Origin of the sequence: Amycolatopsis sp. NPDC021455, assembly GCF_040640995.1 — a bacterium.
Lineage (GTDB): Bacteria > Actinomycetota > Actinomycetes > Mycobacteriales > Pseudonocardiaceae > Amycolatopsis.
In genome coordinates this window covers 53,068-74,847 of the sequence record NZ_JBFACT010000037.1, presented here as the reverse complement: position 1 = coordinate 74,847, position 21,780 = coordinate 53,068, and the positions used below count along the sequence as shown (strand labels likewise).

Sequence of the window (21,780 nt, the reverse complement as noted above, 5' to 3'; positions counted from 1 at the left end):
CGGAACGGGGGCCTGCGCGGTTCAGGCCGCGGCGGCCTCGGGCGTCGCGGCCGGTGTGCCCCAGCGCGGCTCCACCTTCCGCAGCACCGCCGCCGCGAGCACGCCGAGCAGGAGCACGCCCATCGGCAGCAGCATCGTCACGCGGGCCGCGTCCGTCAGTCCACTGTGGACCGCCTGGGTCGCCAGCTTCCCCGCCTGGGCGGCGATCTCCGCGGGCAGGCCGGGCATCGGTGACTGACCACCCGCCGAACCGAACTCGCCCGTGCCGGCCGCGGCGTGGGCGATCCCCTCCGCGAACGGCGCCCGGTACGGCTCCGGCAGCTGCGCCGCCGCCTTCGTCGCTTCGTCGGCGATGGACGCGCTGATCCGCGCCTGCAGCAGCACGCCGATCGCCGCGCTGCCGAGCACGCCGCCGACCTGCCGCGCGGTGTTGAAGATGCCGGACGCGGTCCCGGCCAGCCGCGGCTCGACCGAGCCCATCGTCATGTTGCTCATCGGGGAGAAGATGCAGCCGATCCCGAGCCCGCACACCAGCAGGGCGGGGACGAGCGACCACGGGCTGCTGTCGGGCGTCGCCTGCAACGCGACGATCCCCAGCCCGGCCGCGAGCGCGGTGAGGCCGAACATCACCAGGTACTTGCCGTTGACCTTGTCCGACAGGTGCCCCACGAACGGGGCCACGATCCCCGACAGCAGCGACATCGGCGCGGTCAGCAGGCCCGCCGTCGTCGGGGTCAGCCCGAGCACCGACTGGATGTAGATCACCAGCGGCAGGAACATGCCGGTCATCGCGAAGCCGACCGTCGTCGCGGTGAGCGTCCCGGCCGAGAAGTTCCGGTTGGAGAACACCTGCAGCGGCAGCAGCGGTTCGCGCTTGTTGGCCCGCTGCCACGCCAGGAACGCGATCAGCAGCACCACGCCGGCGCCGATGATCTCGAACACCGTGACGCCGCCGAAGACCGTGCCCCAGTCGTACTGCTGGCCGTTCTGGACGCCAAAGACGATGCAGAACAGCGCCGCGCCGGAGAGCAGGATCCCCAGCAGGTCGAACGAGTGCGAGTTCTTCGGCTGCCAGTCCGGCACCAGCAGCAGCGTGAGCACGACGGCGATCACGCCGATCGGCACGTTGACGTAGAAGATCCACTCCCAGCCGAAGTGGTCCACCAGCACGCCACCCAGCAGCGGGCCCGCGATCGTCGCCAGCCCCGCGACGCCGCCCCACATGCCCATCGCCGGGCCGCGCTTGGACGGCGGGAACAGGTGCGTGATGAACGCGAGCGTCTGCGGCGTCATCAGCGCGGCGCCGAGCCCCTGCACGGCCCGCGCGGCGATGAGCATTTCGGCGTTGCCGGACAGGCCGCACCACAGCGACGCGCCGGTGAAGACGACCAGCCCGGCGAGGAAGACGCGCTTCGGGCCGAAGCGGTCGCCGAGCCGGCTGGTGAACAGCATCGGCACGGCGTAGGTCAGCAGGTAGACGCTGATCACCCAGACGATCGAGTTCAGCCCGGCGTTCAGCTTGGTGAGCATGGTGGGGATCGCGATCGACACGATCGTCGTGTCGAGCAGGATCATGAAGAAGCCCAGGCACAGCGCGCCGAGCGCGGCCCACGGGTTAGCTTGTCTTGCGTTCATCGTCGTCTTCCTTGGTGATGAGCGTCAGGTGTGGTTCCTGGTGGCTGTCCTGGAAGGGGATCCGCCCGGACTTGAGGTCTTCGATGAGCCGCTCGGTCCACTCGAGCTCGAACTTCCGGTGGTCGCACTGGTAGCGCCAGTCCAGCCAGTAGATCTCGGGTGTCTTGTCGCCGACGAGGTAGTCCAGCACCGCCTGGTCGGCGGCCACGGCGGCGCGCAGCCGGGTGACCCGGTGTTCGAGCTCGATCAACGTGGCCTCCTTCCCCAGTTCGTCGATCACGGCGAGCCCCGACAGGAAAGCGGGGAACTCCGTGGCGAGGTCGCCGAGCAGCTCCCGGCCGCGCTGGTTGAACTCGTCCAGCCCGGTCTGCGTCATGCCGTAGACGGTCCGTTCGGGCCGCCGTCCGTCACGCTGGGTCTCGACGATCTTGATGAGTCCGTTGCGGTGGAGGCGTTCCACGGTGTGGTAGAGCGAGCCGGCCTTCAGGTTGACCCGCATGTGGACGTACCGCTCGCGCATGAGCTGGGCCATCTCGTACGGGTGCATCGGCCCCTCGTGGAGCAGCTCGAGCACGGCGAGGCCGAGCGTCGTCAGCTTGGGCGAGGCCATGGCGGATCCCTCCAGTTCGTTTATTCCACATGGACTATACGGCGCAGACTAGTCCACGGTCCATGGCGACTTCCGTGACCGTCCGTGCACGTTCCGCGGATGCCATGAGGGGCACCTTCATGGACGTGATGTCCACGAAGGTGCCCCTCATGACCTTTCAGAACGGCCAGTCGGCGTTCTTGCCCCGCTCCAGCAGCGGGATCATCCGGAACCCCTGGTCGGTCAGGCCGCCGAACGTGTGCCGGTGCGCGCTCCCGGACGGCGCGTGGCCGAACCGGTAGCCCGCGAGGTTCCACGTGTACAGCGGGACGTGCGCCGGCAGTGCCTGCCCGACGTCGCCCCACCCGGCCTGCTCGTCGGTGAGGATGACGACGCGGTCGTGCTTCGCGAAGTGCTTCTTCAGCGCGCCGGAGGTGTTGGTGCCGCCGCCGAGGAAGAACCCGCCGGACTTCCAGCGCTCGACGTCGCTCAGCAGGGACCCGCCCGGGCGCAGCTTGAACACCTTGGTCCGCGCGCCGCCCAGGAAGCGGTCCGAGAACGACACGACGTCGGCGTCCGCGCAGCGCCGGCCCAGCGCCAGGCCGAACACCGCGGCGGCGTCCCACCGCATCAGGCTGCCGTCCTTGCTGAAGCCCATGTTCATCGACGCCGACGTGTCGACGAGGATGAGCGTGCGGCCACCCAGGGCGGGTACGTTGGCCAGCGCGTGCGAGACCGCCTGCTCCAGCGCCCACGCCCAGCGCAGCGACGGCGCCGCGCGGTAGGCCGACAGGAACCGCATCGGCAGCTGCCGCGACTTCGCGACCTGCGCCGGGTCGGCGAGCCGCGCGGCGACCTGCTGCGCGACCGCGTCCGAGACGCCGGCCTCGTCGAAGTTCCTGAGGTTCCGCAACTGGGCCATGTACCCCATCGACGGGATCAGCGCCTCCCAGACGCGGGCGTCCAGGGGACCCTGCAGCCAGCCGGCGACGGACTCCCACGTCATCCCCGCGGCCCGCAGGACGCCGGCCGCCCCGGGGCGGCTGAACAGCTCGCGCCGGCGGTCCGCGTTCCACGACAGCAGCTCGGCACGCATGCGCAGGGTCCCCAGGTACTCCGGGACCGAGTTGCCGCGGTCGTGCCGCTCGTCGAGGATGTGCCGGAACAGGGCGCCCTGTGCTTCGTCGCGCTTCACCGGGTGGGTCAGCTCCAGGACGTCGGCGAACCGGAACGCCCGCGAGGCGGAGTCCCACTTGACGAAGGACCGCTCGTCGTAGAGCTTCTCGACCGCGTCGGCGATGCCGCGCTTGACCGGCTTCGGGATGGCCCGGCCGTGGACGGACGTCCAGTACCCGAGCAGCTCACCGGGCTCGTCGGCCCGCTGCAGGACACTGGCGACGACCTGGCGGCTCAGCCCGTCGAGCCCCGCGTCCCGCCGCGCCTTGGCGAACTCGGCCGCCCCGACGAGTGCCGCCGTGCGCAGGTTCGCGTCCGTGCGCAGCCAGCGCAGGAACCGCGCGGTCCACTGTGGATCGTCCAACGTGGACCGGTGGACGAGCTCGGCGTAGCGGGTGTCGCGAGTCCCCGCGGATTCGTAGAAGGTGTCCTCGCCGACCATGTTGGTCACGGCGAGCAGGAAGAGCTCCGACCGGGCGTCGCGCGCGTAGCCGGCGGCGCCCTGGTGGGTGACCGTGGACGGCGTGGCCTCGCCGCGGACCGGCGAGGTCGCGGCGGGTGCTCGTGCGGTGTTGAACTTGCTCATTTTCTCCCCCTCTTGTGGAGGGAGCCACGGCCACAGCGATGCCCGAGATCGAAGTCGGTGAAGGTACGTTGCTGCTCTGCCAGGCTGAGCTACCGGACCACTGTGTGGCCTGGGAGTGGCCCGGGAGGGATTCGAACCCCCGACCTGCCCATTATGTGGAAGTAACCCTCGCCTGCGCACCGGGCATCGGTGAAGCCGTGGCTCCCGAGATCTTCGCCGCCCGCGGGTTTCGTGTTTGCAGCATGAAGTAACCGCGGGCTTCGCACCGGGAGTGCGTGTGTGCCCGAGGTCGCGGTGGTGAAGGCTTTCGGGAGTCGAACCCAAGGGATACCAGAGAAGTAACCCTCACCGTCGCACCGGGCGAGATCCACAGTAGCGCCCCGCCCACGACGCGCAAACCGGTTTTCCGCGCCGGGACCCGGTGCGCGTCAGAGACTGGTAGTTCGTGTTACGAACTGTATATGCTAAGTTCGTAGTACGAACTAAAACTGGGAGGAATCATGGTGCACTTCGGGATCGGCGTGTCGACGGCGGTGGCTGCCGTTCCGGACACCCTGCGGCTGGCCGTCCAAGCCGACCGCGGCGGGCTCGACCTGATCACGGTGTCCGACCACCCGTACCACGCCGACCGCCTCGACTCCTACGCCGAGCTCGGCGTCCTGCTCGGCCGGACCGAACGGGTGTCCGGCCTGGTCAGCGTCACCAACCTGCCGACGCGGCCCGCGTCGATGCTCGCCCGCACCGTGACGTCGCTGTCCGCGCTGACCGGCGGCCGGATCGTGCTCGGCATGGGCGTCGGCGGGCTCTGGGACGACATCGCGCGGCTCGGCTTCCCCAAGCTGACCCCGGGACAGGCCGTCCGCGCCTTCGAGGAGGGCGTCCGGCTGGTGAAGCTGCTGGGCGGAGGTGGCGAGCCGGTGACCTTCGACGGCGAGTTCCACCAGGTGACGAACCTGGAGCCCGCCGCGACGCCGATGCCGCCGGTGTGGACCGGGTCGGTCGGGCCCAAGTCCCTGTCCGTCACCGGCCGCGTCGCCGACGGCTGGATGCCCGGCCACGCCGCCGACTGGCTCAGCGAGCGCTACCGCACGTCGCGCCCGATCATCGACAAGGCCGCCGTGGACGCCGGCCGCGACCCCGCCGACATCGTCACCGTCTACAACTTCCCCGGCCGCATCACGGCGGAGCCGCTGCGGAACACGCGTACCGACGACGGACGCTGGATCGGCGGCTCGCCGGACCAGTGGATCGAGGAACTGACCGGCGCGGTGCTGGAGCACGGCGCCGCCGGGTTCGTGCTCTTCGGGCCCGGCGGCAGCACGCCCGACGCCGTCACCACCGCGCGCTGGGCGGAGGAAATCGTGCCCGCGGTGCGGGAAGCCGTAGGCTGACGGGATGGGGAAGAACGGGGCGGACCTCGGTGTCGTGGCCGGGCTCGTGCGCGCGTCGTTCCTGGTGAACGCCGTCTACGCCGAGTCCGCCCGCGAATACGGGCTCACCGTGCAGCAGGGGCAGCTGCTGTGCGTGCTGATGGGCCGGCCCTACGGCATGGGCGACCTGGGCGCGACGCTCGGCCTCGAAAAATCGAGCCTCACCGGCCTGGTCGACCGCGCGGTCCGGCGCGGGCTCGTCCGCCGCGAGCCCGACCCGGACGACCGCCGCGCCGTGCAGGTCGTGCTGACCGGGGAAGGCCGCGACCTGGCGGAGGACTTCTACGCGGCGACGTGCCGGCGCGTCGACGAGCTGGCCGCGAGCCTGAGCTGTCAGGAACGCGACCGGCTCGCGGCGCTGCTGGGCACGATCGTGCGGGAGAACGAAGCCCCGACGGTCTTCCTCGACGCCCTTCAGCCCTGAGGCAGACCCGAAGCGCGCCAAGCACCTTCGCCGGGGTGAAGCGGGCGACGCAGCGAAGCGGCGTGATCGCCCCACCACGACGTACGCGGCTTCGGCTTCTCGGGCGCCTTCGCGGCCGACGCCGCGGCGACGACCGCCGTCAGCGCCGCCAGCTCGGCGTCGCTCGGGTTCCCGCGGACGACCCTCAGCAGGGGACGGCTCTCCTCGCTCACAGCGGGATGTTCCCGTGCTTCTTGGGCGGCAGCGACTCCCGCTTGTTCCGCAGCAGCGACAGCGCCCGCGCGACGTGCCCGCGGGTGTGCGCCGGCACGATGACCGAGTCGACGTAACCCCGTTCGGCCGCCGCGTACGGGTTCAGCAGCGTGTCCTCGTACTCCTGGATCAGCTCGGCCCGCAGCGCGTCGACGTCCTTCCCTTCGGAAGCCGCCTTGGCCAGCGTCTTGCGGTGGACGATGTTCGCCGCGCCCTGGGCGCCCATCACCGCGACCTGCGCGGTCGGCCACGCCAGGTTGATGTCGGCGCCGAGGTGCTTCGAGCCCATGACGTCGTACGCGCCGCCGTACGCCTTGCGCGTGATGACCGTGACCAGCGGGACCGTCGCCTCCGCGTAGGCGTAGATCAGCTTCGCGCCGCGGCGGATGATGCCGTTCCACTCCTGGTCGGTGCCCGGGAGGAAGCCGGGGACGTCGACGAAGGTGAGCACCGGGATGTTGAACGCGTCGCAGGTGCGGACGAACCGCGCGGCCTTCTCGGACGCGTCGATGTCGAGGCAGCCGGCGAACTGCGTCGGCTGGTTGGCGACGACGCCGACGCTCTGGCCGTCGACGCGGCCGAAACCGACGATGATGTTCGGCGCGAACAGCTCGTGGACCTCGAGGAAGTCGCCGTCGTCGAGGACGCGGGTGATCACCTCGTGCATGTCGTACGGGGTGTTCGGCGAGTCCGGGATGATCGTGTCGAGCTCGCGGTCGGAGTCGGTGACGTCGTCGAAGAACCCGGGCCGGTCGGCGGGCGGCTCGAACACCGGCGCGTCGGACAGGTTGTTCTGCGGCAGGTAGGAGAGCAGTTCCTTGACGTAGGCGATGGCGTCCTCGTCGTCGGAGCCCAGGTAGTGCGCGACGCCGGACTTCGTGTTGTGGGTGCGGCCGCCGCCGAGCTCCTCGAAGGTGACGTCCTCGCCGGTGACCGTCTTGACGACGTCCGGGCCGGTGATGAACATCTGCGAGGTCTCGTCGACCATCACGACGAAGTCGGTCAGCGCGGGGGAGTAGACGTGCCCGCCGGCGTTCGCGCCCATGATCAGCGAGATCTGGGGGATGACGCCGGACGCCTTGACGTTGCGGTTGAAGATCTCGCCGTACAGGCCGAGCGAGACGACACCCTCCTGGATGCGCGCGCCCCCGCCCTCGTTGATGCCGATGATCGGGCGGCCGGTCTTGATCGCCAGGTCCATCACCTTGACGATCTTCTCGCCGTAGACCTCGCCGAGGCTCCCGCCGAAGACGGTGACGTCCTGGCTGAACACGCACACCGGGCGGCCGTCGACGGTGCCGTAGCCGGTGACGACGCCATCGCCGTACGGGCGGTTCTTCTCCTGGCCGAAGTTGGTCGAGCGGTGCCTCGCCAGCTCGTCGAGCTCGACGAAGGAGTTCTCGTCGAGGAGCAGCTCGATGCGTTCGCGGGCGGTTTTCTTGCCTTTGGCGTGCTGTTTCTCCACCGCCCGGGCCGAGCCCGCGTGCACCGCCTCGTCATAACGGCGATACAGGTCGGCCAGCTTGCCGGCCGTGGTGTGGATGTCCGGTTCATCCTCGGGCGGCGTCCCGAGCGGCTCCGTCGCACTGCTCATGCCACGGGAGCTTAGCTACTTGCCGGTCACTTGGCGTGTGGCGTAGGTCGCTCCGGTTGTCCTGTCATCCCGATGCCCGGTTAACCGGTCACCGCTTCGTCCCTTCGCCCTGTCGATCGGCCAGTGGGCACGCCGCCAGTGGGCAGCCCGCCCCCAGGTCGCCTACCGCACCCCCTGCCGGGCCTCCGGTGACCGGGCCACCGGGCGCAGGACCGCCCGTCCCCATGATCACCTGCTGCTCGACTCCGGTGATGGAGAACTCGAAGGTCTTCACGAACCAGTAGGCGCCGAACACCCAGAGCCCAGCGGCCTCCACCCAGAAGAGGTTGACCCACCCGGCCATATCGAAAACGAAGACCACGCCGGGCAGCACGATCATCAGCACGCCGATCGTCCGGTAGATGATGCGGAAGATATTTTGCTTTCCCGCCGGGAGCAGGCCCACGGTGCCGGTAGCGCAGAGAATCGCCACCAAGCCGATGGAGACGAATGTGATGATCGCGAAGATTGCGTGGAGGTGGGGGAACGCGTACGCGGCGGGCGGCCGACCGTCGGGCACGGCGCACGGCAGGACGGCGACCAGGATGGCGCTTGTTCCCGCGATGTTCAGCAACCAATTCTCGCGCCTGCTGAAAATCTTGTACAGGACCAAGAAGGTTCCCATGGTGACGAGGGCGCCGACGAACCCGTCCCGCAGCGGGGTGTGGTAGTAGCCACTGATCGAATCCGGCTTCGGGAAGTCGTCCCCCGGGCCGAAGATCAGCAGGAAAACGGGCAGTAATACGGCGATCGCCGCCATTCCGAAACGCAACGAGAAGTATGTCTTGGCGATGTAGGTCCGCAGCGTATCGCCGTTCGGTGGATTGTTCATGGCCGGCACCTCGAAACGATCTCGTGTGCTGGTGAGTCGGCTGCTTCGCAACGGTGGTTACGTCATTCTCCGGAACGACACCCGAATGGAGATGTTCCCGTTACTGCGCCGTGGGCCGGACCAGGCCCGATTCGTACGCCGCTATCACCAGCTGGGCTCGGTCCCGTGCCGCCAGCTTGTGCAGGAGCCTGCCGATGTGGGTCTTCACCGTGGCGATGCCCAGGTGCAGGCGCGCCGCTATCTCGTCGTTGGACAAGCCGCGCGCGATGAGTGACAGCACCTCCTGCTCGCGGGCCGTCACGCCGTCCAGGCGGGGTGTCGGGCCCGGTGGCAGCCGGGCGAACTCCGTCACCAGGCGGCGGGTCACGGAGGGGGCCAGCAGCGCGTCGCCCGCCGCCACCACTTCGATCGCCGCCAGGAGGTCGGCCGGGCGGGTGTCCTTCAGGAGGAAGCCGCTCGCTCCCGCTCGCAGGGCCGCGTAGACGTACTCGTCCAGGTCGAACGTCGTCAGCATCAGGACCCGGACGTCCGTTTCCGCGCAGATCCTGCGGGTTGCCTCGATGCCGTCCATCTCCGGCATCCGGACGTCCATCAACACGACGTCCGGGCGCTCGCGCCGCGTCAGGGCGACCGCTTCGACGCCGTCGGATGCTTCGCCGACCACCTCCAGGCCCGGGGCGCTGTCGACCAGCACCCGGAAGCTGCCGCGCAGCAGTGCCTGGTCGTCGGCGATCAGCACGCGGGTCATCGGGCCATCGCCGGTTCGTAGGGCAGCCTCGCGAAGACGCGGAAGCCGGGTTCCGACGGGCCCGCGGAGAACTCGCCGTCGTAGACCGCGACGCGTTCCCGCATGCCGATCAAGCCGTGGCCCGGTGTCGCGGAGCCGCCGCGGCCGTCGTCGAGGACTTCGATGCGCACGTCGCCGTCGCCGCCCGTGATGTGGATCCGGCACTTCGCCGCGCTCGCGTGCTTGACCACATTGGTCAGTGCCTCCTGCACGATCCGGTACACCGACTGGCCGACGCCGCCGGGCAACTCGTCCAGACCGTCGACGACCAGGTCGACCGCCAGGCCCGTCAGCTGCGCGCGGTCGGCGAGCGCCCGCAGGTCGTCGAGCGTCGGCGCGGGCGCCAGTGCCGGGACTCCCGTGCCGTCCCGCAGCACGCCCAGCATCCGCCGCAGCTCCGCCAGGGTCTCGCGGCTGGTGTCTTCGATGACGCGCAACGCGTCCCGCGCCTGGTCGGGTTGCTCGAGGGCCACGTGGTTGCCGACCGCCGCCTTCACCGCGATCAGGCTCATGCTGTGCGCGACGACGTCGTGCATCTCGCGCGCGATCCGCAGCCGTTCCGCCGAAACCGCCTGCCGGGTGTGGTTTTCCCGCTCGATCGCGGCGTACTCGCGGCGGGTGCGGACGGTGAGGCCGAGCAGGAACCCGACGACCAGCGCCGCCACGCTGACGTTCACCGTCGTGGCCGTGTCCGGGTTCGGCGCGGTGAGGGCCAGCACGCCCAGTTCGACCATGCCCGCCGCCAGACCGATCTGGCCGATCCGGCTGCGCAGCCGGATCACCACGAGGTAGAGCGCACAGCCCGCGCTCACCACGGCGGCGCCGAAGACCGGCCCGCCGATGGGCACGGCGGCCGCCGAAAGCGCCAGCCCGAGCACGTAGCTGCCCAGCGGCCACCACCGCCGGAGCACGATCGGGAGGACACTGCCCACGAGGATCGTCCAGCCGAGCCAGGCGGGCAGCCACGACGGCAGCAGCCACGCGCCGGCGACGAGGTTGCCGCCGGCACCGACCCCGAGGGCCGCGGCCGCCAGGACGTCCAGGATGACGCGAATGCGCATGAACCGAACGTAATGCGGACTTCGTGCCCGCGCGTCAACCCTGGGTCGGACGCCGTCCGTAGTGCTTCTTCACCGCTTCGACGCGGTCGGGCGCCCAGTCCGGCAGGTCGACGCCGAAGGTCGCGGCGAACAGCTTGTCGAGCTGCTCGTGCCGCCTGGTGAGCTGCGCGGCGACGTCGTCTTCCGCCGCCTCGGCGAACTCGACGCGGGTGCCCTCGAGGGGATCGTGGACCACCTGCCAGCCGGGCTCGTCGGGCACCAGTGCCCGGACCTCGTCCACCGGCTTCCAGACCAGGTCGCGGCGGAAGCGGATCGTGCCGCCGAGCACCTCCCCGTCCCCGAGGCCGAATTCGTCCACATAGGACGCCATCCGCTCGTGCCACCGCTGCGGCCGCTCGAAGTCCCGGTCGGCCAGACGCGCGTCGAGCGCGTCGAGGCAGACGTCCCAGCCGGCGGCGTTGCGGCCCGCCGCGAGCTTCGCGATCGCCGGGTCGCCGCGGCCGAAGGTGTGGGTGAACTCCAGGAGGCTGCCGTCGCCGTCGGGGGAGATCAGCCAGCGCAGGGTGTCGTCGTTCCAGACGAAGGTGAACTCGCGCGGCGGGTCGGCGGTGAGCACGCGGCCGGTCGTCGTCGTGTCCTCGCCGGGGAAGGTGAACCGGATCTCGCCGCCGTCACGCAGGTCGACGTCCACCCGCGCGGGAAACCAGTGCGCGAGCTCGGCGGGGTCCGTGATGGCGCGCCAGACCTTCTCAGGCGCGTGCTTCAGCCGGCGTTCCAGCCGCAGCACGGGGCGGTCGTCGACGGTCAGCAGCTTCGCGGCCATGCCTGTATATAACCACTGAGGCATATAAGGGTCAAGCGCCGCGGACGGCGGCGGCCGCGGCGGCGAGCTCGGGGTCGCTCGCGGCCTTGTCGAGCGCGGTCCGCAACACCGCGTTGTAGGTCGGCTCGGTCTCGGCGTAGCGCTTGCGGCCGGCGTCGGTGATCACCGAGTAGACGCCGCGGCGGTCGTCCTCGCACAGGTCGCGGATGGTCAGGCCGGCGTCTTCGAGGCGGGCGCACATCCGGCTGACCGAGCTCTGGTTGAGGCCGATCGCCTCGGCGAGCTCCTGCATCCGCAGGCCGCCTCGCGGTCCGGCGACCAGCTTGCCCAGTGCGCGGTACTCGGACAGGCCCAGCCCGTGGCGCCGCTGCAGGGCTTTCGCCAGCTCCTGCTCGATCCGGGCGTGCAGCACGAGGACTCGTCCCCATGCCTGTTCGTCGACAGTCATCTTCCTGCCTCCTCTTGACGACAAGGATAGTCCAGGGACAGTATTTATATGTACATGCAAATAAACGCGAGAGGTTCGGACATGAGCGACCGCAGCTTCCTGTTCCTGGTGGGCTCCGCGCGGGCCGGGGGCAACACGGAGACGCTGGCCCGGCGGGCGGCGAAGGAGCTGCCCCACGACGTCGAGCAGCGGTGGATCCGGCTGCCGGAGGTGCCGCTGCCGCCGTTCGAGGACCGCCGCCACGGCGCGGGTGAGCATCCGGCGCCGGGCGAGAACGAGCAGCTGCTGATGGACGCGACGTTCGCGGCGACCGACATCGTGATCGCGTCGCCGGTGTACTGGTACACGGTCGCGGCGAGCGTGAAGCTCTACCTCGACTACTGGTCGGGGTGGATGCGCCTGCCGGTGGAGTTCAAGCCGAAGATGCGCGGGAAGACGTTGTGGGGCGTCAGTGTGCTGAGCGAGACGCCGCGCGAGGCCCAGCCGCTGATCGGCACGCTGGAGCTCTGCGCGGAGTACCTGGGCATGAACTGGGGAGGAGTCCTGCTCGGCAACGGCAGCCGCCCCGGCGACGTCCTGCTGGACGACGGTGCGATGACGGCGGCGCGGACCTTCTTCGCCGGCGCGGACCTGGTCAGCGCGTAGGCGCCGGATCTTCGGCGCTGCCCGGGAAGAAAGTCCAGGCCTCGACGAAGGACCGGGCGTTCCGCTTGTTCGCCCGGCGCCCTTCGTCGACCCCGGGATCCATGTTGTCGCTCCAGATGGAGACGTTCCACTCGGTTCCGCCCACCGGGCGCACCTGGACCACCACCTTCTGGCCCCGGAACGACACCAGCTGGAGCGGGCCCATGTTCAGTCCTTGCGGCGGCCAGATCCCGGTGGCCGCCACGATTTCGACGTACTCGCCACCCGCGTCCCATTTCTCGGTGCAACTCACGAGGGTGCTGCCTGCCTCGTACAGGGCGCCGAGGCAGTACTGGCGGATTTCCGCGAGCTCGCCGGACACCGTCACCGATCCGGAGGCGCCGTAGAGCGACGGCGTCAACCCCCGGTCACCCCAGATCTTCCGCAGGAACCGCACCTGGAAGGAGAAGAGCACGAGGAACAGTGCGAAGGCCGGACCGGCGAGCAAGCCGGTGCCCTCCCTGGAGGAGATGAGGTCGCCGAACACGTCGTCGACGAAGAGGCAGCCGTAGTAGATGGTGGCGGCCAGGAAGCCGATCATGAAGATCCAGATCCAGCGGCGCTCCCGCCTGCGGTACCGGCGCTTCGTTTCGTCGTTGTCCCAGTCGGCAGGCCAGAGTTCCTTTTCCTTGTCGTATTTGTCCCACGGCGCATTCGACTTCAGGGCCCGGATCCTGATGGTCCCGTGAGACGGGTTGCGCCCGCGTTTCCGTGCTTTGCCCGAAGCGATGAGTGCGGGGATTGTCCGGAGCACGGCCGCGAAGACCGCGAAAAGAGGCGCGAAGTTCTTGAGGCCCGTGACGAACTGTTCGCCGGTCACCGCTGTCCCCACCCCTTCCGGCGCCGGGGATCCGAATCGGCCCGGCGTCTCCAGGCACAGGTCGCGACACGATGAGGTCGCGTTACAGCTCGCCGAGGACGTCCGCCGCGATCAGGCGCAGGCCGCGGACCACCTCGGCGCCCGATGGCGCGTTGCCCGGGTCGATCAGCCACTGGAGCATCACGCCCGACAGCAGGGCCTGGTGCACCGTGCCGGCGGCCCGGGCCTCGGCGGTTCCCTCGTCGAGGCTCTGGAAGAGGTTCGCCAGGCCGTGCCGGGCCAGCTCGACGGCGTTCGCCAGCTGCGCGCGGACCTCGGGGTCGAGGTCGGCCTGCGAGCAGGCTTCGAAACTCACCGCCCACATCCGGCGGTGCTCGCCGAACGACTCGACCACGCGCTGCCAGATCAGCTCGAAGCGCTCGGCCGGTGACGCGTCCGGCGGCGTCTCGACCTGCAGTGTCTTCGCGAGGGTCTCGCCCCACTCTTCGTTCGCCTCGATCAGCGCGGCGTTGAGCAGCGCTTCGCGGGAGCCGAAGTGGTAGCCGATCGCGGCCATGCTGACGTCCGCCGCCGAGGCCAGGTCACGCACGGTCGTGCGGGCGTACCCCTTCTCGTACAGGCAGCGCTTCGCGCCGGCGAGGAGTGCTTCCTTGTTGCCCATGGCCGGAGCCTAGCACGAACGTCTTAGGCGAACGCCTTGCGCGATCGCCCAAATCCGGGTTACCGTTCCCGGCATGCAGAACCGACGAGTCCTCATCTCCGGCGCGAGCGTCGCCGGCCCCGCCCTCGCCTTCTGGCTCCGCCGCCACGGCTTCACGCCGACGGTCGTCGAACGCGCACCCGAACCGCGCGACGGCGGCTACGCGGTCGACTTCCGCGGCGCGTCCCTTCGCGTGCTCGACCGGATGGGCCTGCTCGGCCAGGTCGAAGCGGCGGCGACCCGGATGGGCGAAGTGACCTATGTGGACAGTGCTGGCCGGCCGCTGGTGGTCACGCCGCCGACCTACCAGAGCGGCGAGCTCGAGATCCTGCGCGGAGACCTTTCGCGCATCCTGTACGAGGCGACCGAGGACGGGGTCGAGTACGTCTTCGGTGACTCGATCACCGGCGTCACCGAGCACGGCGAGGGCGTCACGGTCACCTTCGACCGCGGCGAGCCGCGCGAGTTCGACCTGGTCGTCGGGGCCGACGGGCTGCACTCGAACGTGCGCTCACTGGTCTTCGGCGACGAGTCCCGGTTCCGTCGCGACCTCGGCTACTACGTCTCGATCTTCACTGTGCCGAACCACCTCGGCCTCGACCACGCCGGCCGCTTCTACAACGAGCCGAACCGGACCGTCGGCGTCTACAGCGCGCGGGACAACACCGAAGCCAAGGCGTTGTTCTGGTTCGGCTCGGCCCCGCTCGCTCACGACCACCGGGACGTGGAACAACAGCGCCGGATCGTCGAGGAGACGTTCCGGGACGTGGGCTGGGAGACGCCGGTGCTGCTCAAGGCGATGCGGGAAGCGCCGGACTTCTACTTCGACTCGGCGAGCCAGATCAAGCTGGACTCGTACGCACGCGGGCGCGTAGCGCTGGTCGGCGACGCCGCGTACTGCGCCGCACCGCTTTCGGGGATGGGGACGAGCCTCGCGATCGTCGGCGCCTACGTGCTGGCCGGCGAGTTGGCGGCGGCCGGCGGCGACCACGTGCCGGCGTTCCGCGCGTACCAGGATGAAATGCGCGGCTTCGTCGACGCCTGCCAGAAGCTGGCCGAGGGCAACGGGAAGTGGTTCGTCCCGCCGACACGCACGTGGCTGAGGTTCCGCAACCTGAACTACCGGCTGCTGCCGTACCTGCCGTGGCGCAAGGTGATCGAGGAGCTGCCGCTCAAGGCGGGGAACGCGATCACGCTGAAGCGGTATGCGGTGGCGCCGGCGTGACGCCGCGGCGCTTCGCGATCCCGGCCATGTTCTCCTCGCCCCAGTCGCCCAGCGGCAGCAACGCCGTGTTCAGCCGCTGACCCTGCTCGGTCAGCGAGTACTCGACCTTCGGCGGGACTTCGTGGAACACCTCGCGGTGCACGATCTCGTCCGCCTCCAGTTCCCGCAGGGCCTGGATGAGCATCTTTTCGCTGATTCCCGCCACTTTCCGCTTCAGTTCGCCGAACCGCAGTGGCTCGGCGTGCAGTGCCCAGAGGATCAGGGCCTTCCAGCGGCCGCCGATCACGTCGACGGCGGCGTCCAGCCCACAGCGGTACGTTCTGGCCAGCATGCAGGATCCTTACGTTTTGGTGGGTACCCGACTTATTAGTCGGTACTTGTCCAGTGTAAAGCGCCCCAGCAGCATGGAAACCATGGGAGAAAGCAAGAAACAGGTGGGCGTGCTCGGCCTGGGGCGGATGGGCGCCGCCCTCGCCGGGGCGCTCTTGGGGGCGGGACACGACGTCTCGGTGTGGAACCGGTCGCCGCTCAAGGCGGGGCCGCTGCTCGACCGCGGTGCCCGGCTCGCGGCCACCCCGGCCGAGGTGGCCGCGGCCGACGTCGTCGTCAGTTGTCTGTCCACATACGACATCCAACGTCCGGTGCTGGAAGCCGCGTCGCCGAAGGTGCTCGTCAACCTCACGTCCGGGACCCCGGAGGAGGCCCGCCGGACCGCCGGGTGGGCGGCGTCGCAGGGCATCGACTACGTGGACGGCGTGATCATGGCCGTGCCGCAGACCGTCGGGACGCCGGCCGCCCGGGTTCTCTACAGCGGCTCGGAAACGGTGTTCGCGGCGCAGCGCGAAGTGCTCGAGGTCCTGGGGGAACCGGTGTTCCTCGGCGAGGACGCCGGGCTGGCGGCACTCTACGACCTCGCGCTGCTCGGCATGATGTGGTCGGCCATGGCCGGCTACCTGCACGCGCTCGCGCTGGTCGGCACCGAGGGTGTCACGCCGGAGCAGTTCACGCCGATGGCGTCGGCGTGGCACTCGGCCGTCGGCGGGTTCCTGCCCGGCATCGGCGAGCAGGTCGCCGGCGGCGACTACGCCACCGATGTGTCCGCTTTGGACATCAACGCGGCCGGGCTCGGCCTGCTGGTCGAGACCAGCCGGGCGCAGGGCATCAACCCGGCGGTGCCCGCCGCGCTGCGGGAGTTGTTCGACCGTGCGGTGGCCGCGGGCCACGGTTCGCACGCGATCGCGAGCGTCATCGAGGAGATCCGGTGAAGTACCTGGGGAAGAAGGCCGTCGTCACCGGCGGCACGCACGGCATGGGGATGGCGGTGGTGCGCGCCCTGCTCGACGGCGGCGCGGAGGTGCTCCTGACCGGCCGGGACGTCTCGCCGCTGGCAGGCACCCTGCCGGGCAAGGCGCACCTGCTGTCGTCGGACGCGGCCCGCCTCGACGACGTCGCCGAGCTGGCCGCGGTGGCCGCGGACACGCTCGGCGAGCTGGACCTGGTGTTCGTCAACGTCGGTTTCTCGACGCTGACGCCGTACCAGGAGGCGACGCCCGAGGTCTACGACCGGACCTTCGACGTCAACACCAAGGGCGCGTACTTCACCGCGCAGCGCCTGGTGCCGCTGGTCCGGCCCGGTGGTTCGTTCGTCTTCACGACGTCGGTCGCGGCCGAAGCGGGGATCGCCGGGATGGGGCTGTACTCGGCGGCGAAAGCGGCGGTGCGGTCGTTCGCCCGCACGTACGCGGCCGAGCTGGCGCCGCGCGGGATCCGGGTGAACGTGGTCAGCCCCGGCTACACCGACACGCCGACGATGGGCGTCACCGGCGTGCCGGAGTCCGTGCTGGCGGAGTTCAAGGCGATCGGCGACGAGATCACGCCGTTGAAGCGCCACGCCACCGCGGAAGAAGTCGCGGTGGCGGTGCTGTTCCTGGCCTTCGAAGCGACGTTCACCACCGGGGCCGACCTCCCCGTGGACGGCGGTCTGGGCCAGCGCCTCACCCTGCCTGCCTGAGGTGGACGGCGAGCCCGGTCGCGCCCGGGGAGCGGTCCGGGCGGAGGACCAGGTCGTCGTCGTAGTCGCCGCCGTTCTGGGTGCGGAAGGGGATCGGCTCCGTCGTTTCCAGTGTGCCGAGGCGCCGCCGCAAGTGTGACCGGGCTGCGGCGAACTGGGTGTCCGAAACGCGGTTGGCGCCGTAAACCGGCACCGGCGGGAGGACCGACATCCCGGCGTAGAACAGGGTTCCGTGGTGCAGCGGCCACAGAACCTCGTCCAGCGTTCCGTTCACTCCGCGTGGCCCCATGGCCGGCTCGCGGGCACCGGCGGTGAGCACCACCATCGCCCGCTTGCCCGCGAGCCGGCCCTCGCCGTAGCGCAGGGTCCGGCCGTCTTCGGCGAAGACGCCGTAGCCGAAGCCCTTCACGAAGACGCGGTCGAACCAGCCCTTCAGGATCGCGGGCATGCCGTACCACCACAACGGGAACTGCACCACGACGGTGTCCGCCCACTCGAGCTTTTCCTGCTCCGCGAGGATGTCCGGGTTCACCTCGTCGCGGGCGTCGACCACCGGATTCCACTTCATCGCGTACAGATCCGACTCCCGGACGTCGTGACCGAGCTCGCGGAGCGTCCGGAGCCCGTCGTCACGGAGTGCCCCGCTCAGCGAGCGCGGCTCGGGATGCGCGAAAACCCACAACACGTTCATGACTCCGATGATCACGCGGTTGCCGGGCGCGATCGAGTGGCCCGATGGCCAACCTGTGCAAGAATCGAGCCATGGCCGAATTCGTGCACCCGAACCGTCACCACGTCGCCGTGCTGGTCCGCCACGGCATGCTCGTGATGGAGCTGGGCATCGTCCACCGGCTGTTCGGGCAGGCCCGCTCGGCGGCCGGCGAGCCGCTGTACGAGGTCGTGACCTGCACACTCGAGCCCGGCCCGGTGCGCACCGACGCCGACGTCACCATCCCGGTCGACCGCGGCCCCGAGGTGCTGGCCGAGGCCGACACGGTGATCGTCCCGGCGTCCCTGGTCGAGTACGAGCCGATGGGGCGCGTGCTCACCCCGCCGCTCAAGGCCGCGCTCGAGGCGATCCCGGCGGACGCGCGGATCGCGTCGATCTGCACCGGCGCGTTCGTGCTCGCCGCGGCCGGGCTGCTCGACGGCCGCCGGGCCACCACCCACTGGCGTTCCGCCGGGGAGCTGCAGGACCGGTTCCCCGAGGTCGACGTCGACCCGTGCGTGCTCTACACCGACGACGGCGACGTCCTGACGTCGGCGGGTGTCGCCGCCGGGATCGACCTGGTCCTGCACATGATCCGCCGCGACCACGGCGCGGCCGTCGCCAACGAGGTCGCCCGCGGCACGGTGGTGTCCCCGCACCGGGAGGGCGGCCAGGCCCAGTTCGTCCGGCGGCCGGTGCCCGAGCCCCGCACGTCGTCGACCAAGGCGGCGCGGGCGTGGGCGCTGGAGAACCTCCACCGGCCGTTGACCCTGCGCGAACTCGCCGCCCGCGAGGCGATGAGCACCCGCACCTTCACCCGCCGCTTCCGCGAGGAAGTCGGCATCTCGGCCCTGCAATGGCTGACGCAGCAACGCATCGAGCGCGCCCGCCAGCTCCTCGAGGAGAGCGACCTGCCGGTCGACCGCGTCGCCACCGAAGCCGGCTTCGGCACGGCGGCCTCGCTGCGCCAGCACTTCCAGGCCGCCCTCGGGGTGTCGCCGAGTGCGTACCGCTCGACGTTCCGCGGAGAACTCGCTGTCCAAGCAGGCTGAAATCCCGCTAGCGTCGCCGACCATGGACGACTTCTCCGTCAGCCAGAGCTTTTATGTCAGCCAAAGCCGGTTCTCCGACCCGGGCACGCAGGCGGAGTGGCTCGACGCCACGCCGAACGACCTCGCCGCCTTGCGCGAGGCCGCCTCCCAGCTGGTGTTCCACTACTGGGGCTCGGGCGACATCACCGAGCACGGGTTCCCGGCCGAACGCCACGACGAGATCACCCTCCGGTACGCCTCGGACATGTTCGCGCGGCTGCGCGAACTCGACCCGGCACCACCCGGCGGCGGCCTGCGGGCACCGCTGCACCGGATCGTCGGCTGCTGCCGCGACTTCACCCTCCTGTTCGTCTCGATGGCGCGCCACCACGGCATCCCGGCCCGCGCCCGGGCCGGCTTCGCGAGTTACCTCATGCCCGGCTGGTACATCGACCACGTCGTCGCCGAAGTCCACGACGGCTCCGGCTGGCACCTGGTCGAAGCCCAGATGCCGCCCGGGTACCGCGATCCGGTGGACGGCACCGAGCTGAACCTCCTCGACGTGCCCCGCGACCGGTTCCTGACCGCCCCCGACGCGTGGACCGCCGCCCGCGCGGGCGACGTCGACCCGGCCCGGCTGGTCGCCTCCCCGGACCTGGACGTGCCGTTCCTGCGCGGCCTGCCGTACGGGCGGTACAGCCTCCTGCTCGACCTCGCCTCGCTCAACAAGCACGAGATGCTCCAGTGGGACGTCTGGGGCAGCATCGACACCGCCGCCTCGCTCGCGCCGGCCGCCCTCGCCCGCGCCGACGAGCTGGCCGAGCTGATGGCCGACGCAGACGTCGAGCAGCTGCGGGTGGCGTTCGAAGCCGACGACGTCCGGGTGCCGCCGGTGATCCGCTCGGTCACCCCGCCGGGACTGCTCCCGGTCGAGGTAGTGCTTCGCTGACCTCGGAGGCGGTCCGGACGAACCGCGCGATCCGCACATCCCGCGCCCCGGCCGCCCACGCGAGGGCGAGCGAGTACGGCGACGCGTCGACGACCGGCCGGTAGACGACGTCGTCCCGCGAACCCAGCTCCGCGAACGAGGCCGGCAGCAACGCGACCGCCTGGCCGAGCGCGACCGTTTCCAGCAGCTGGGCGCTGTCGTACACCACCGGACCCGGCGTCACCGGCCCGCCGGTCACGTCCTGCCCGGACCAGTAGGCCCGGTCCGCGGCCGACGAGAGCGGCCAGCACGGCGTCGGCCGCCCGGCGAAGTCGGCGCACGTCAGCGCGGACCGGGCGGCGAGCTCGTGGCCCGGCGCCAGCGCCGCCACCCGCGGCTCGCTGAAGAGCACCTCGACGTCCAGGCCGTGGTGGGTGCCCGGGCAGCCGACCACCGCCACGTCGGCCCGGCCGTCCCGCACCATCTCCGCCTGCTCGCCGAACCCGCTGACCCGGATCTCGACCGGATCCGGGTGCGCGTCGGCGATCCGCCGCAGCAGATCGGTCGCGACGCCGGGTTTCGCGGTGACGACGAGCGCCGGCGTCCGCTGCGCCGCCCGGCGGGTGCGCCGGACCGCCGCGGTGACCGCGTCGAGGGCCTTCGCCGACTCCGCGAACAGGACGTTCCCGGCCGGCGTCAGCGAGACGTGCCGGCTGGTGCGTTCGAAGAGCTGGACGCCGAGCCGCCGTTCCAGGAGCCGGATCGCCCGCGACAGCGGTGGCTGCGCCATCCCGAGCCGTTCGGCGGCTCGGGAGAAGTTCAGCTCTTCGGCGACCGCGCGGAAGTACCGCAGCTCACGGACCTCGACATCGTCCATATCGGGAGAGTATCGCGGCAGAGTCCACAGGTCTTTCCCTTTCTCTTTCGCGGATGGTGGGCTTGGTGTCGATAACTCCACAAAGGATGGACACTGATGACGGAACCGCAGCACAACAAGGAAGTCGTCCTCGCCTTCCTCAGGCTGGCCTTCACCGAGAAGCGCCCGGCCGACGCCTTCGCCGCGTACGTCGGCGACGGCTACGTCCAGCACAACCCCCACGCCCCGGCGTCCGCCGAGGCCTCGGCGGAGTACCTGACCGGGTTCGTGGCGCGCTTCCCGGAGCTGAGCCTGGACGTGCGCCGGGTGATCGCCGAGGACGACCTCGTCTGCACGCACAGCCTCCTCCGGCTGACACCCGGGTCGCGGGGCAGCGCGATCGCGGACGTCATGCGGGTGCGGGACGGCCGGATCGTCGAGCACTGGGACGTGGTTCAGGAGGTCCCCGAAGTCACGGCCAGTGGCAACCCGATGGTCTAGCCGGGGGCGGGCGGTTCGGTGTCCCGGGGTGCGATGCCGTGGAGGGCGGCGGTCACCACCGAGTCGACCGGTGGCGGGTCCAGTGGGCCGGTGTGCGGGAAGACCGCCGCCATGACCGTGGCGTGGCAGTAGCCCACCAGGAGGGCCGCCGTGGCGTCCACTTCGGACTCCGGGTGGAGCCTGCCGAGCGCGCGCTCCTCCTTCAGGTAGGCCACCAGCCGGTCGCGCCAGTAGCCGGACCGCTCGCTGATCTCCGCGAACCGCTGCAGCACCCGGGGTTGCCCGACCAGGCCGCTGAACGCCGGCACGATCACCTTGTGCAGGGCCAAGCCGAACTCCAGGTGGCGGCGGAGGTTGCCGGTCAAGGTGCCTTCGCCCGCCACCGGCAGTTCGCCGAGTTCCGCCTCCGTCGTGCGCACGTGCTCCAGCAACGCCCTGGCGATCAGCTCCTCCTTGTCGGAGAAGTGGTTGTAGAGCACGCCGTCGGCGACGCCCGCCATGCGCGCGATCTCCCGCACGGTCATCCCGGTCGTCCCGTGCGTGGCGATCATCTTCTGGGCGGTTTCGACCAGCAGGTCGTGCAGGGACTGCCCGTCCCGCTGAGCCGCGGCTTTCCTCGGTGACATCACCGCCATCGTA

25 protein-coding genes are annotated in these 21,780 nt (G+C 70.3%); 9 read left to right on the top strand and 16 right to left on the bottom strand.

All coding sequences use genetic code 11. The features are described from left to right. Window positions 1–21: 21 nt before the first annotated feature. The 3 genes from AB0G28_RS31655 to AB0G28_RS31645 form a co-directional block, all read right to left on the bottom strand. Window positions 22–1,635, bottom strand: coding sequence for a DHA2 family efflux MFS transporter permease subunit (locus AB0G28_RS31655; protein ID WP_361097273.1), 1,614 nt, complete (start codon window positions 1,633–1,635; stop codon window positions 22–24). Further along, complete coding sequence (locus AB0G28_RS31650; protein ID WP_361097270.1) at window positions 1,616–2,245, bottom strand: helix-turn-helix transcriptional regulator; 630 nt, start codon at window positions 2,243–2,245, stop codon at window positions 1,616–1,618. The genes AB0G28_RS31655 and AB0G28_RS31650 overlap by 20 nt, the downstream gene beginning before the upstream one ends. A gap of 157 nt (window positions 2,246–2,402) precedes the next feature. Continuing rightward, window positions 2,403–3,986, bottom strand: coding sequence for a TROVE domain-containing protein (locus tag AB0G28_RS31645; protein ID WP_361097267.1), 1,584 nt, complete (start codon window positions 3,984–3,986; stop codon window positions 2,403–2,405). 500 nt (window positions 3,987–4,486) lie between these two features. Between AB0G28_RS31645 and AB0G28_RS31640 the strand changes: the two genes are divergently transcribed. Both AB0G28_RS31640 and AB0G28_RS31635 read left to right on the top strand, forming a co-directional pair. After that, the gene (locus AB0G28_RS31640) at window positions 4,487–5,377 is read left to right on the top strand and encodes an LLM class flavin-dependent oxidoreductase (RefSeq protein ID WP_361097264.1); all 891 of its coding nucleotides are present in this window, start codon (window positions 4,487–4,489) and stop codon (window positions 5,375–5,377) included. Between the two features lie 4 nt (window positions 5,378–5,381). After that, window positions 5,382–5,840: a MarR family transcriptional regulator gene (locus AB0G28_RS31635; RefSeq protein WP_361097261.1), complete on the top strand. Its 459-nt coding sequence runs from the start codon at window positions 5,382–5,384 to the stop codon at window positions 5,838–5,840. Here the strand turns inward: AB0G28_RS31635 and AB0G28_RS31630 are convergent. From AB0G28_RS31630 to AB0G28_RS31600, 7 genes are all read right to left on the bottom strand, one after another. After that, window positions 5,831–6,052, bottom strand: a complete 222-nt coding sequence (locus AB0G28_RS31630) for an acyl-CoA carboxylase subunit epsilon (RefSeq protein ID WP_026468948.1) — start codon at window positions 6,050–6,052, stop codon at window positions 5,831–5,833. The genes AB0G28_RS31635 and AB0G28_RS31630 overlap by 10 nt on opposite strands. Further along, on the bottom strand, window positions 6,049–7,686 hold the full coding sequence (locus AB0G28_RS31625) for an acyl-CoA carboxylase subunit beta (RefSeq protein WP_361097258.1): 1,638 nt from the start codon (window positions 7,684–7,686) through the stop codon (window positions 6,049–6,051). Before AB0G28_RS31625 ends, AB0G28_RS31630 begins: the two co-directional genes overlap by 4 nt. Before the next feature lie 88 nt (window positions 7,687–7,774). Then, the gene (locus AB0G28_RS31620) at window positions 7,775–8,557 is read right to left on the bottom strand and encodes a hypothetical protein (RefSeq protein WP_361097255.1); all 783 of its coding nucleotides are present in this window, start codon (window positions 8,555–8,557) and stop codon (window positions 7,775–7,777) included. A 100-nt stretch (window positions 8,558–8,657) separates the two neighbouring features. Continuing rightward, on the bottom strand, window positions 8,658–9,305 hold the full coding sequence (locus AB0G28_RS31615) for a response regulator transcription factor (protein ID WP_361097252.1): 648 nt from the start codon (window positions 9,303–9,305) through the stop codon (window positions 8,658–8,660). Next, a complete protein-coding gene (locus AB0G28_RS31610; RefSeq protein WP_361097249.1) occupies window positions 9,302–10,405 on the bottom strand; it encodes a sensor histidine kinase in 1,104 nt (367 codons plus the stop codon). The genes AB0G28_RS31615 and AB0G28_RS31610 overlap by 4 nt, the downstream gene beginning before the upstream one ends. Before the next feature lie 34 nt (window positions 10,406–10,439). Then, window positions 10,440–11,228 (bottom strand): SRPBCC family protein, encoded by a 789-nt coding sequence (locus AB0G28_RS31605; protein ID WP_361097246.1) that lies wholly within the window; start codon window positions 11,226–11,228, stop codon window positions 10,440–10,442. Between the two features lie 31 nt (window positions 11,229–11,259). Beyond that, window positions 11,260–11,676 carry a MarR family transcriptional regulator gene (locus AB0G28_RS31600; RefSeq protein WP_361097242.1) on the bottom strand — a complete coding sequence of 139 codons (417 nt, stop codon included), beginning with the start codon at window positions 11,674–11,676 and terminating at the stop codon, window positions 11,260–11,262. An 81-nt stretch (window positions 11,677–11,757) separates the two neighbouring features. Between AB0G28_RS31600 and AB0G28_RS31595 the strand changes: the two genes are divergently transcribed. Further along, on the top strand, window positions 11,758–12,321 hold the full coding sequence (locus AB0G28_RS31595) for an NAD(P)H-dependent oxidoreductase (RefSeq protein ID WP_361097239.1): 564 nt from the start codon (window positions 11,758–11,760) through the stop codon (window positions 12,319–12,321). On the opposite strand, the gene AB0G28_RS31590 is transcribed toward AB0G28_RS31595, so the two are convergent. After that, a complete protein-coding gene (locus AB0G28_RS31590; RefSeq protein ID WP_361097236.1) occupies window positions 12,311–13,180 on the bottom strand; it encodes a hypothetical protein in 870 nt (289 codons plus the stop codon). The two genes, AB0G28_RS31595 and AB0G28_RS31590, sit on opposite strands and share 11 nt — an antisense overlap. Window positions 13,181–13,262: 82 nt before the next feature. Then, on the bottom strand, window positions 13,263–13,841 hold the full coding sequence (locus tag AB0G28_RS31585; protein WP_361097233.1) for a TetR/AcrR family transcriptional regulator: 579 nt from the start codon (window positions 13,839–13,841) through the stop codon (window positions 13,263–13,265). Window positions 13,842–13,914: 73 nt separating this feature from the next. Here AB0G28_RS31585 and AB0G28_RS31580 point away from each other — a divergent pair, with 73 nt between their 5' ends. Further along, entirely contained in the window at window positions 13,915–15,105 is a 1,191-nt protein-coding gene (locus tag AB0G28_RS31580) for an FAD-dependent monooxygenase (RefSeq protein ID WP_361097230.1), read from the top strand. Here the strand turns inward: AB0G28_RS31580 and AB0G28_RS31575 are convergent. Next, window positions 15,071–15,436, bottom strand: a complete 366-nt coding sequence (locus tag AB0G28_RS31575) for a helix-turn-helix domain-containing protein (protein WP_361097227.1) — start codon at window positions 15,434–15,436, stop codon at window positions 15,071–15,073. The two genes, AB0G28_RS31580 and AB0G28_RS31575, sit on opposite strands and share 35 nt — an antisense overlap. Here AB0G28_RS31575 and AB0G28_RS31570 point away from each other — a divergent pair. Beyond that, entirely contained in the window at window positions 15,435–16,370 is a 936-nt protein-coding gene (locus AB0G28_RS31570) for an NAD(P)-binding domain-containing protein (protein WP_361097224.1), read from the top strand. The genes AB0G28_RS31575 and AB0G28_RS31570 overlap by 2 nt on opposite strands. Beyond that, a complete protein-coding gene (locus tag AB0G28_RS31565) occupies window positions 16,367–17,116 on the top strand; it encodes an SDR family oxidoreductase (RefSeq protein WP_361097221.1) in 750 nt (249 codons plus the stop codon). The genes AB0G28_RS31570 and AB0G28_RS31565 overlap by 4 nt, the downstream gene beginning before the upstream one ends. Here AB0G28_RS31565 and AB0G28_RS31560 read toward each other — a convergent pair. Beyond that, window positions 17,100–17,807 carry an NAD(P)H-dependent oxidoreductase gene (locus AB0G28_RS31560; protein ID WP_361097218.1) on the bottom strand — a complete coding sequence of 236 codons (708 nt, stop codon included), beginning with the start codon at window positions 17,805–17,807 and terminating at the stop codon, window positions 17,100–17,102. The two genes, AB0G28_RS31565 and AB0G28_RS31560, sit on opposite strands and share 17 nt — an antisense overlap. A 71-nt stretch (window positions 17,808–17,878) precedes the next feature. On the opposite strand from AB0G28_RS31560, the gene AB0G28_RS31555 reads away from it, so the two are divergent. Together AB0G28_RS31555 and AB0G28_RS31550 are read left to right on the top strand one after the other, a co-directional pair. After that, window positions 17,879–18,877, top strand: a complete 999-nt coding sequence (locus AB0G28_RS31555) for a helix-turn-helix domain-containing protein (RefSeq protein ID WP_361097215.1) — start codon at window positions 17,879–17,881, stop codon at window positions 18,875–18,877. A 22-nt stretch (window positions 18,878–18,899) separates the two neighbouring features. Next, window positions 18,900–19,805: a transglutaminase domain-containing protein gene (locus tag AB0G28_RS31550; RefSeq protein ID WP_361097212.1), complete on the top strand. Its 906-nt coding sequence runs from the start codon at window positions 18,900–18,902 to the stop codon at window positions 19,803–19,805. Here AB0G28_RS31550 and AB0G28_RS31545 read toward each other — a convergent pair. Next, complete coding sequence (locus AB0G28_RS31545) at window positions 19,762–20,661, bottom strand: LysR family transcriptional regulator (protein ID WP_361097209.1); 900 nt, start codon at window positions 20,659–20,661, stop codon at window positions 19,762–19,764. The genes AB0G28_RS31550 and AB0G28_RS31545 overlap by 44 nt on opposite strands. A 96-nt stretch (window positions 20,662–20,757) precedes the next feature. On the opposite strand from AB0G28_RS31545, the gene AB0G28_RS31540 reads away from it, so the two are divergent. After that, on the top strand, window positions 20,758–21,141 hold the full coding sequence (locus tag AB0G28_RS31540; RefSeq protein ID WP_361097206.1) for a nuclear transport factor 2 family protein: 384 nt from the start codon (window positions 20,758–20,760) through the stop codon (window positions 21,139–21,141). On the opposite strand, the gene AB0G28_RS31535 is transcribed toward AB0G28_RS31540, so the two are convergent. After that, the gene (locus AB0G28_RS31535) at window positions 21,138–21,776 is read right to left on the bottom strand and encodes a TetR/AcrR family transcriptional regulator (RefSeq protein WP_361097203.1); all 639 of its coding nucleotides are present in this window, start codon (window positions 21,774–21,776) and stop codon (window positions 21,138–21,140) included. The genes AB0G28_RS31540 and AB0G28_RS31535 overlap by 4 nt on opposite strands. Window positions 21,777–21,780: the final 4 nt, after the last annotated feature.

Bases quoted from the DNA above. Each gene is read 5' to 3' on its own strand.
- AB0G28_RS31545 (WP_361097209.1), bottom strand. From the start codon at position 20,661: ATGGACGATGTCGAGGTCCGTGAGCTGCGGTACTTCCGCGCGGTCGCC.
- AB0G28_RS31535 (WP_361097203.1), bottom strand. From the start codon at position 21,776: ATGGCGGTGATGTCACCGAGGAAAGCCGCGGCTCAGCGGGACGGGCAG.
- AB0G28_RS31560 (WP_361097218.1), bottom strand. From the start codon at position 17,807: ATGAACGTGTTGTGGGTTTTCGCGCATCCCGAGCCGCGCTCGCTGAGC.
- AB0G28_RS31580 (WP_361097230.1), top strand. From the start codon at position 13,915: ATGCAGAACCGACGAGTCCTCATCTCCGGCGCGAGCGTCGCCGGCCCC.
- AB0G28_RS31570 (WP_361097224.1), top strand. From the start codon at position 15,435: ATGCAGGATCCTTACGTTTTGGTGGGTACCCGACTTATTAGTCGGTAC.
- AB0G28_RS31605 (WP_361097246.1), bottom strand. From the start codon at position 11,228: ATGGCCGCGAAGCTGCTGACCGTCGACGACCGCCCCGTGCTGCGGCTG.
- AB0G28_RS31610 (WP_361097249.1), bottom strand. From the start codon at position 10,405: ATGCGCATTCGCGTCATCCTGGACGTCCTGGCGGCCGCGGCCCTCGGG.
- AB0G28_RS31555 (WP_361097215.1), top strand. From the start codon at position 17,879: ATGGCCGAATTCGTGCACCCGAACCGTCACCACGTCGCCGTGCTGGTC.
- AB0G28_RS31595 (WP_361097239.1), top strand. From the start codon at position 11,758: ATGAGCGACCGCAGCTTCCTGTTCCTGGTGGGCTCCGCGCGGGCCGGG.
- AB0G28_RS31550 (WP_361097212.1), top strand. From the start codon at position 18,900: ATGGACGACTTCTCCGTCAGCCAGAGCTTTTATGTCAGCCAAAGCCGG.
- AB0G28_RS31600 (WP_361097242.1), bottom strand. From the start codon at position 11,676: ATGACTGTCGACGAACAGGCATGGGGACGAGTCCTCGTGCTGCACGCC.
- AB0G28_RS31655 (WP_361097273.1), bottom strand. From the start codon at position 1,635: ATGAACGCAAGACAAGCTAACCCGTGGGCCGCGCTCGGCGCGCTGTGC.
- AB0G28_RS31585 (WP_361097233.1), bottom strand. From the start codon at position 13,841: ATGGGCAACAAGGAAGCACTCCTCGCCGGCGCGAAGCGCTGCCTGTAC.
- AB0G28_RS31540 (WP_361097206.1), top strand. From the start codon at position 20,758: ATGACGGAACCGCAGCACAACAAGGAAGTCGTCCTCGCCTTCCTCAGG.
- AB0G28_RS31640 (WP_361097264.1), top strand. From the start codon at position 4,487: ATGGTGCACTTCGGGATCGGCGTGTCGACGGCGGTGGCTGCCGTTCCG.
- AB0G28_RS31650 (WP_361097270.1), bottom strand. From the start codon at position 2,245: ATGGCCTCGCCCAAGCTGACGACGCTCGGCCTCGCCGTGCTCGAGCTG.
- AB0G28_RS31615 (WP_361097252.1), bottom strand. From the start codon at position 9,305: ATGACCCGCGTGCTGATCGCCGACGACCAGGCACTGCTGCGCGGCAGC.
- AB0G28_RS31635 (WP_361097261.1), top strand. From the start codon at position 5,382: ATGGGGAAGAACGGGGCGGACCTCGGTGTCGTGGCCGGGCTCGTGCGC.
- AB0G28_RS31645 (WP_361097267.1), bottom strand. From the start codon at position 3,986: ATGAGCAAGTTCAACACCGCACGAGCACCCGCCGCGACCTCGCCGGTC.
- AB0G28_RS31575 (WP_361097227.1), bottom strand. From the start codon at position 15,436: ATGCTGGCCAGAACGTACCGCTGTGGGCTGGACGCCGCCGTCGACGTG.
- AB0G28_RS31620 (WP_361097255.1), bottom strand. From the start codon at position 8,557: ATGAACAATCCACCGAACGGCGATACGCTGCGGACCTACATCGCCAAG.
- AB0G28_RS31625 (WP_361097258.1), bottom strand. From the start codon at position 7,686: ATGAGCAGTGCGACGGAGCCGCTCGGGACGCCGCCCGAGGATGAACCG.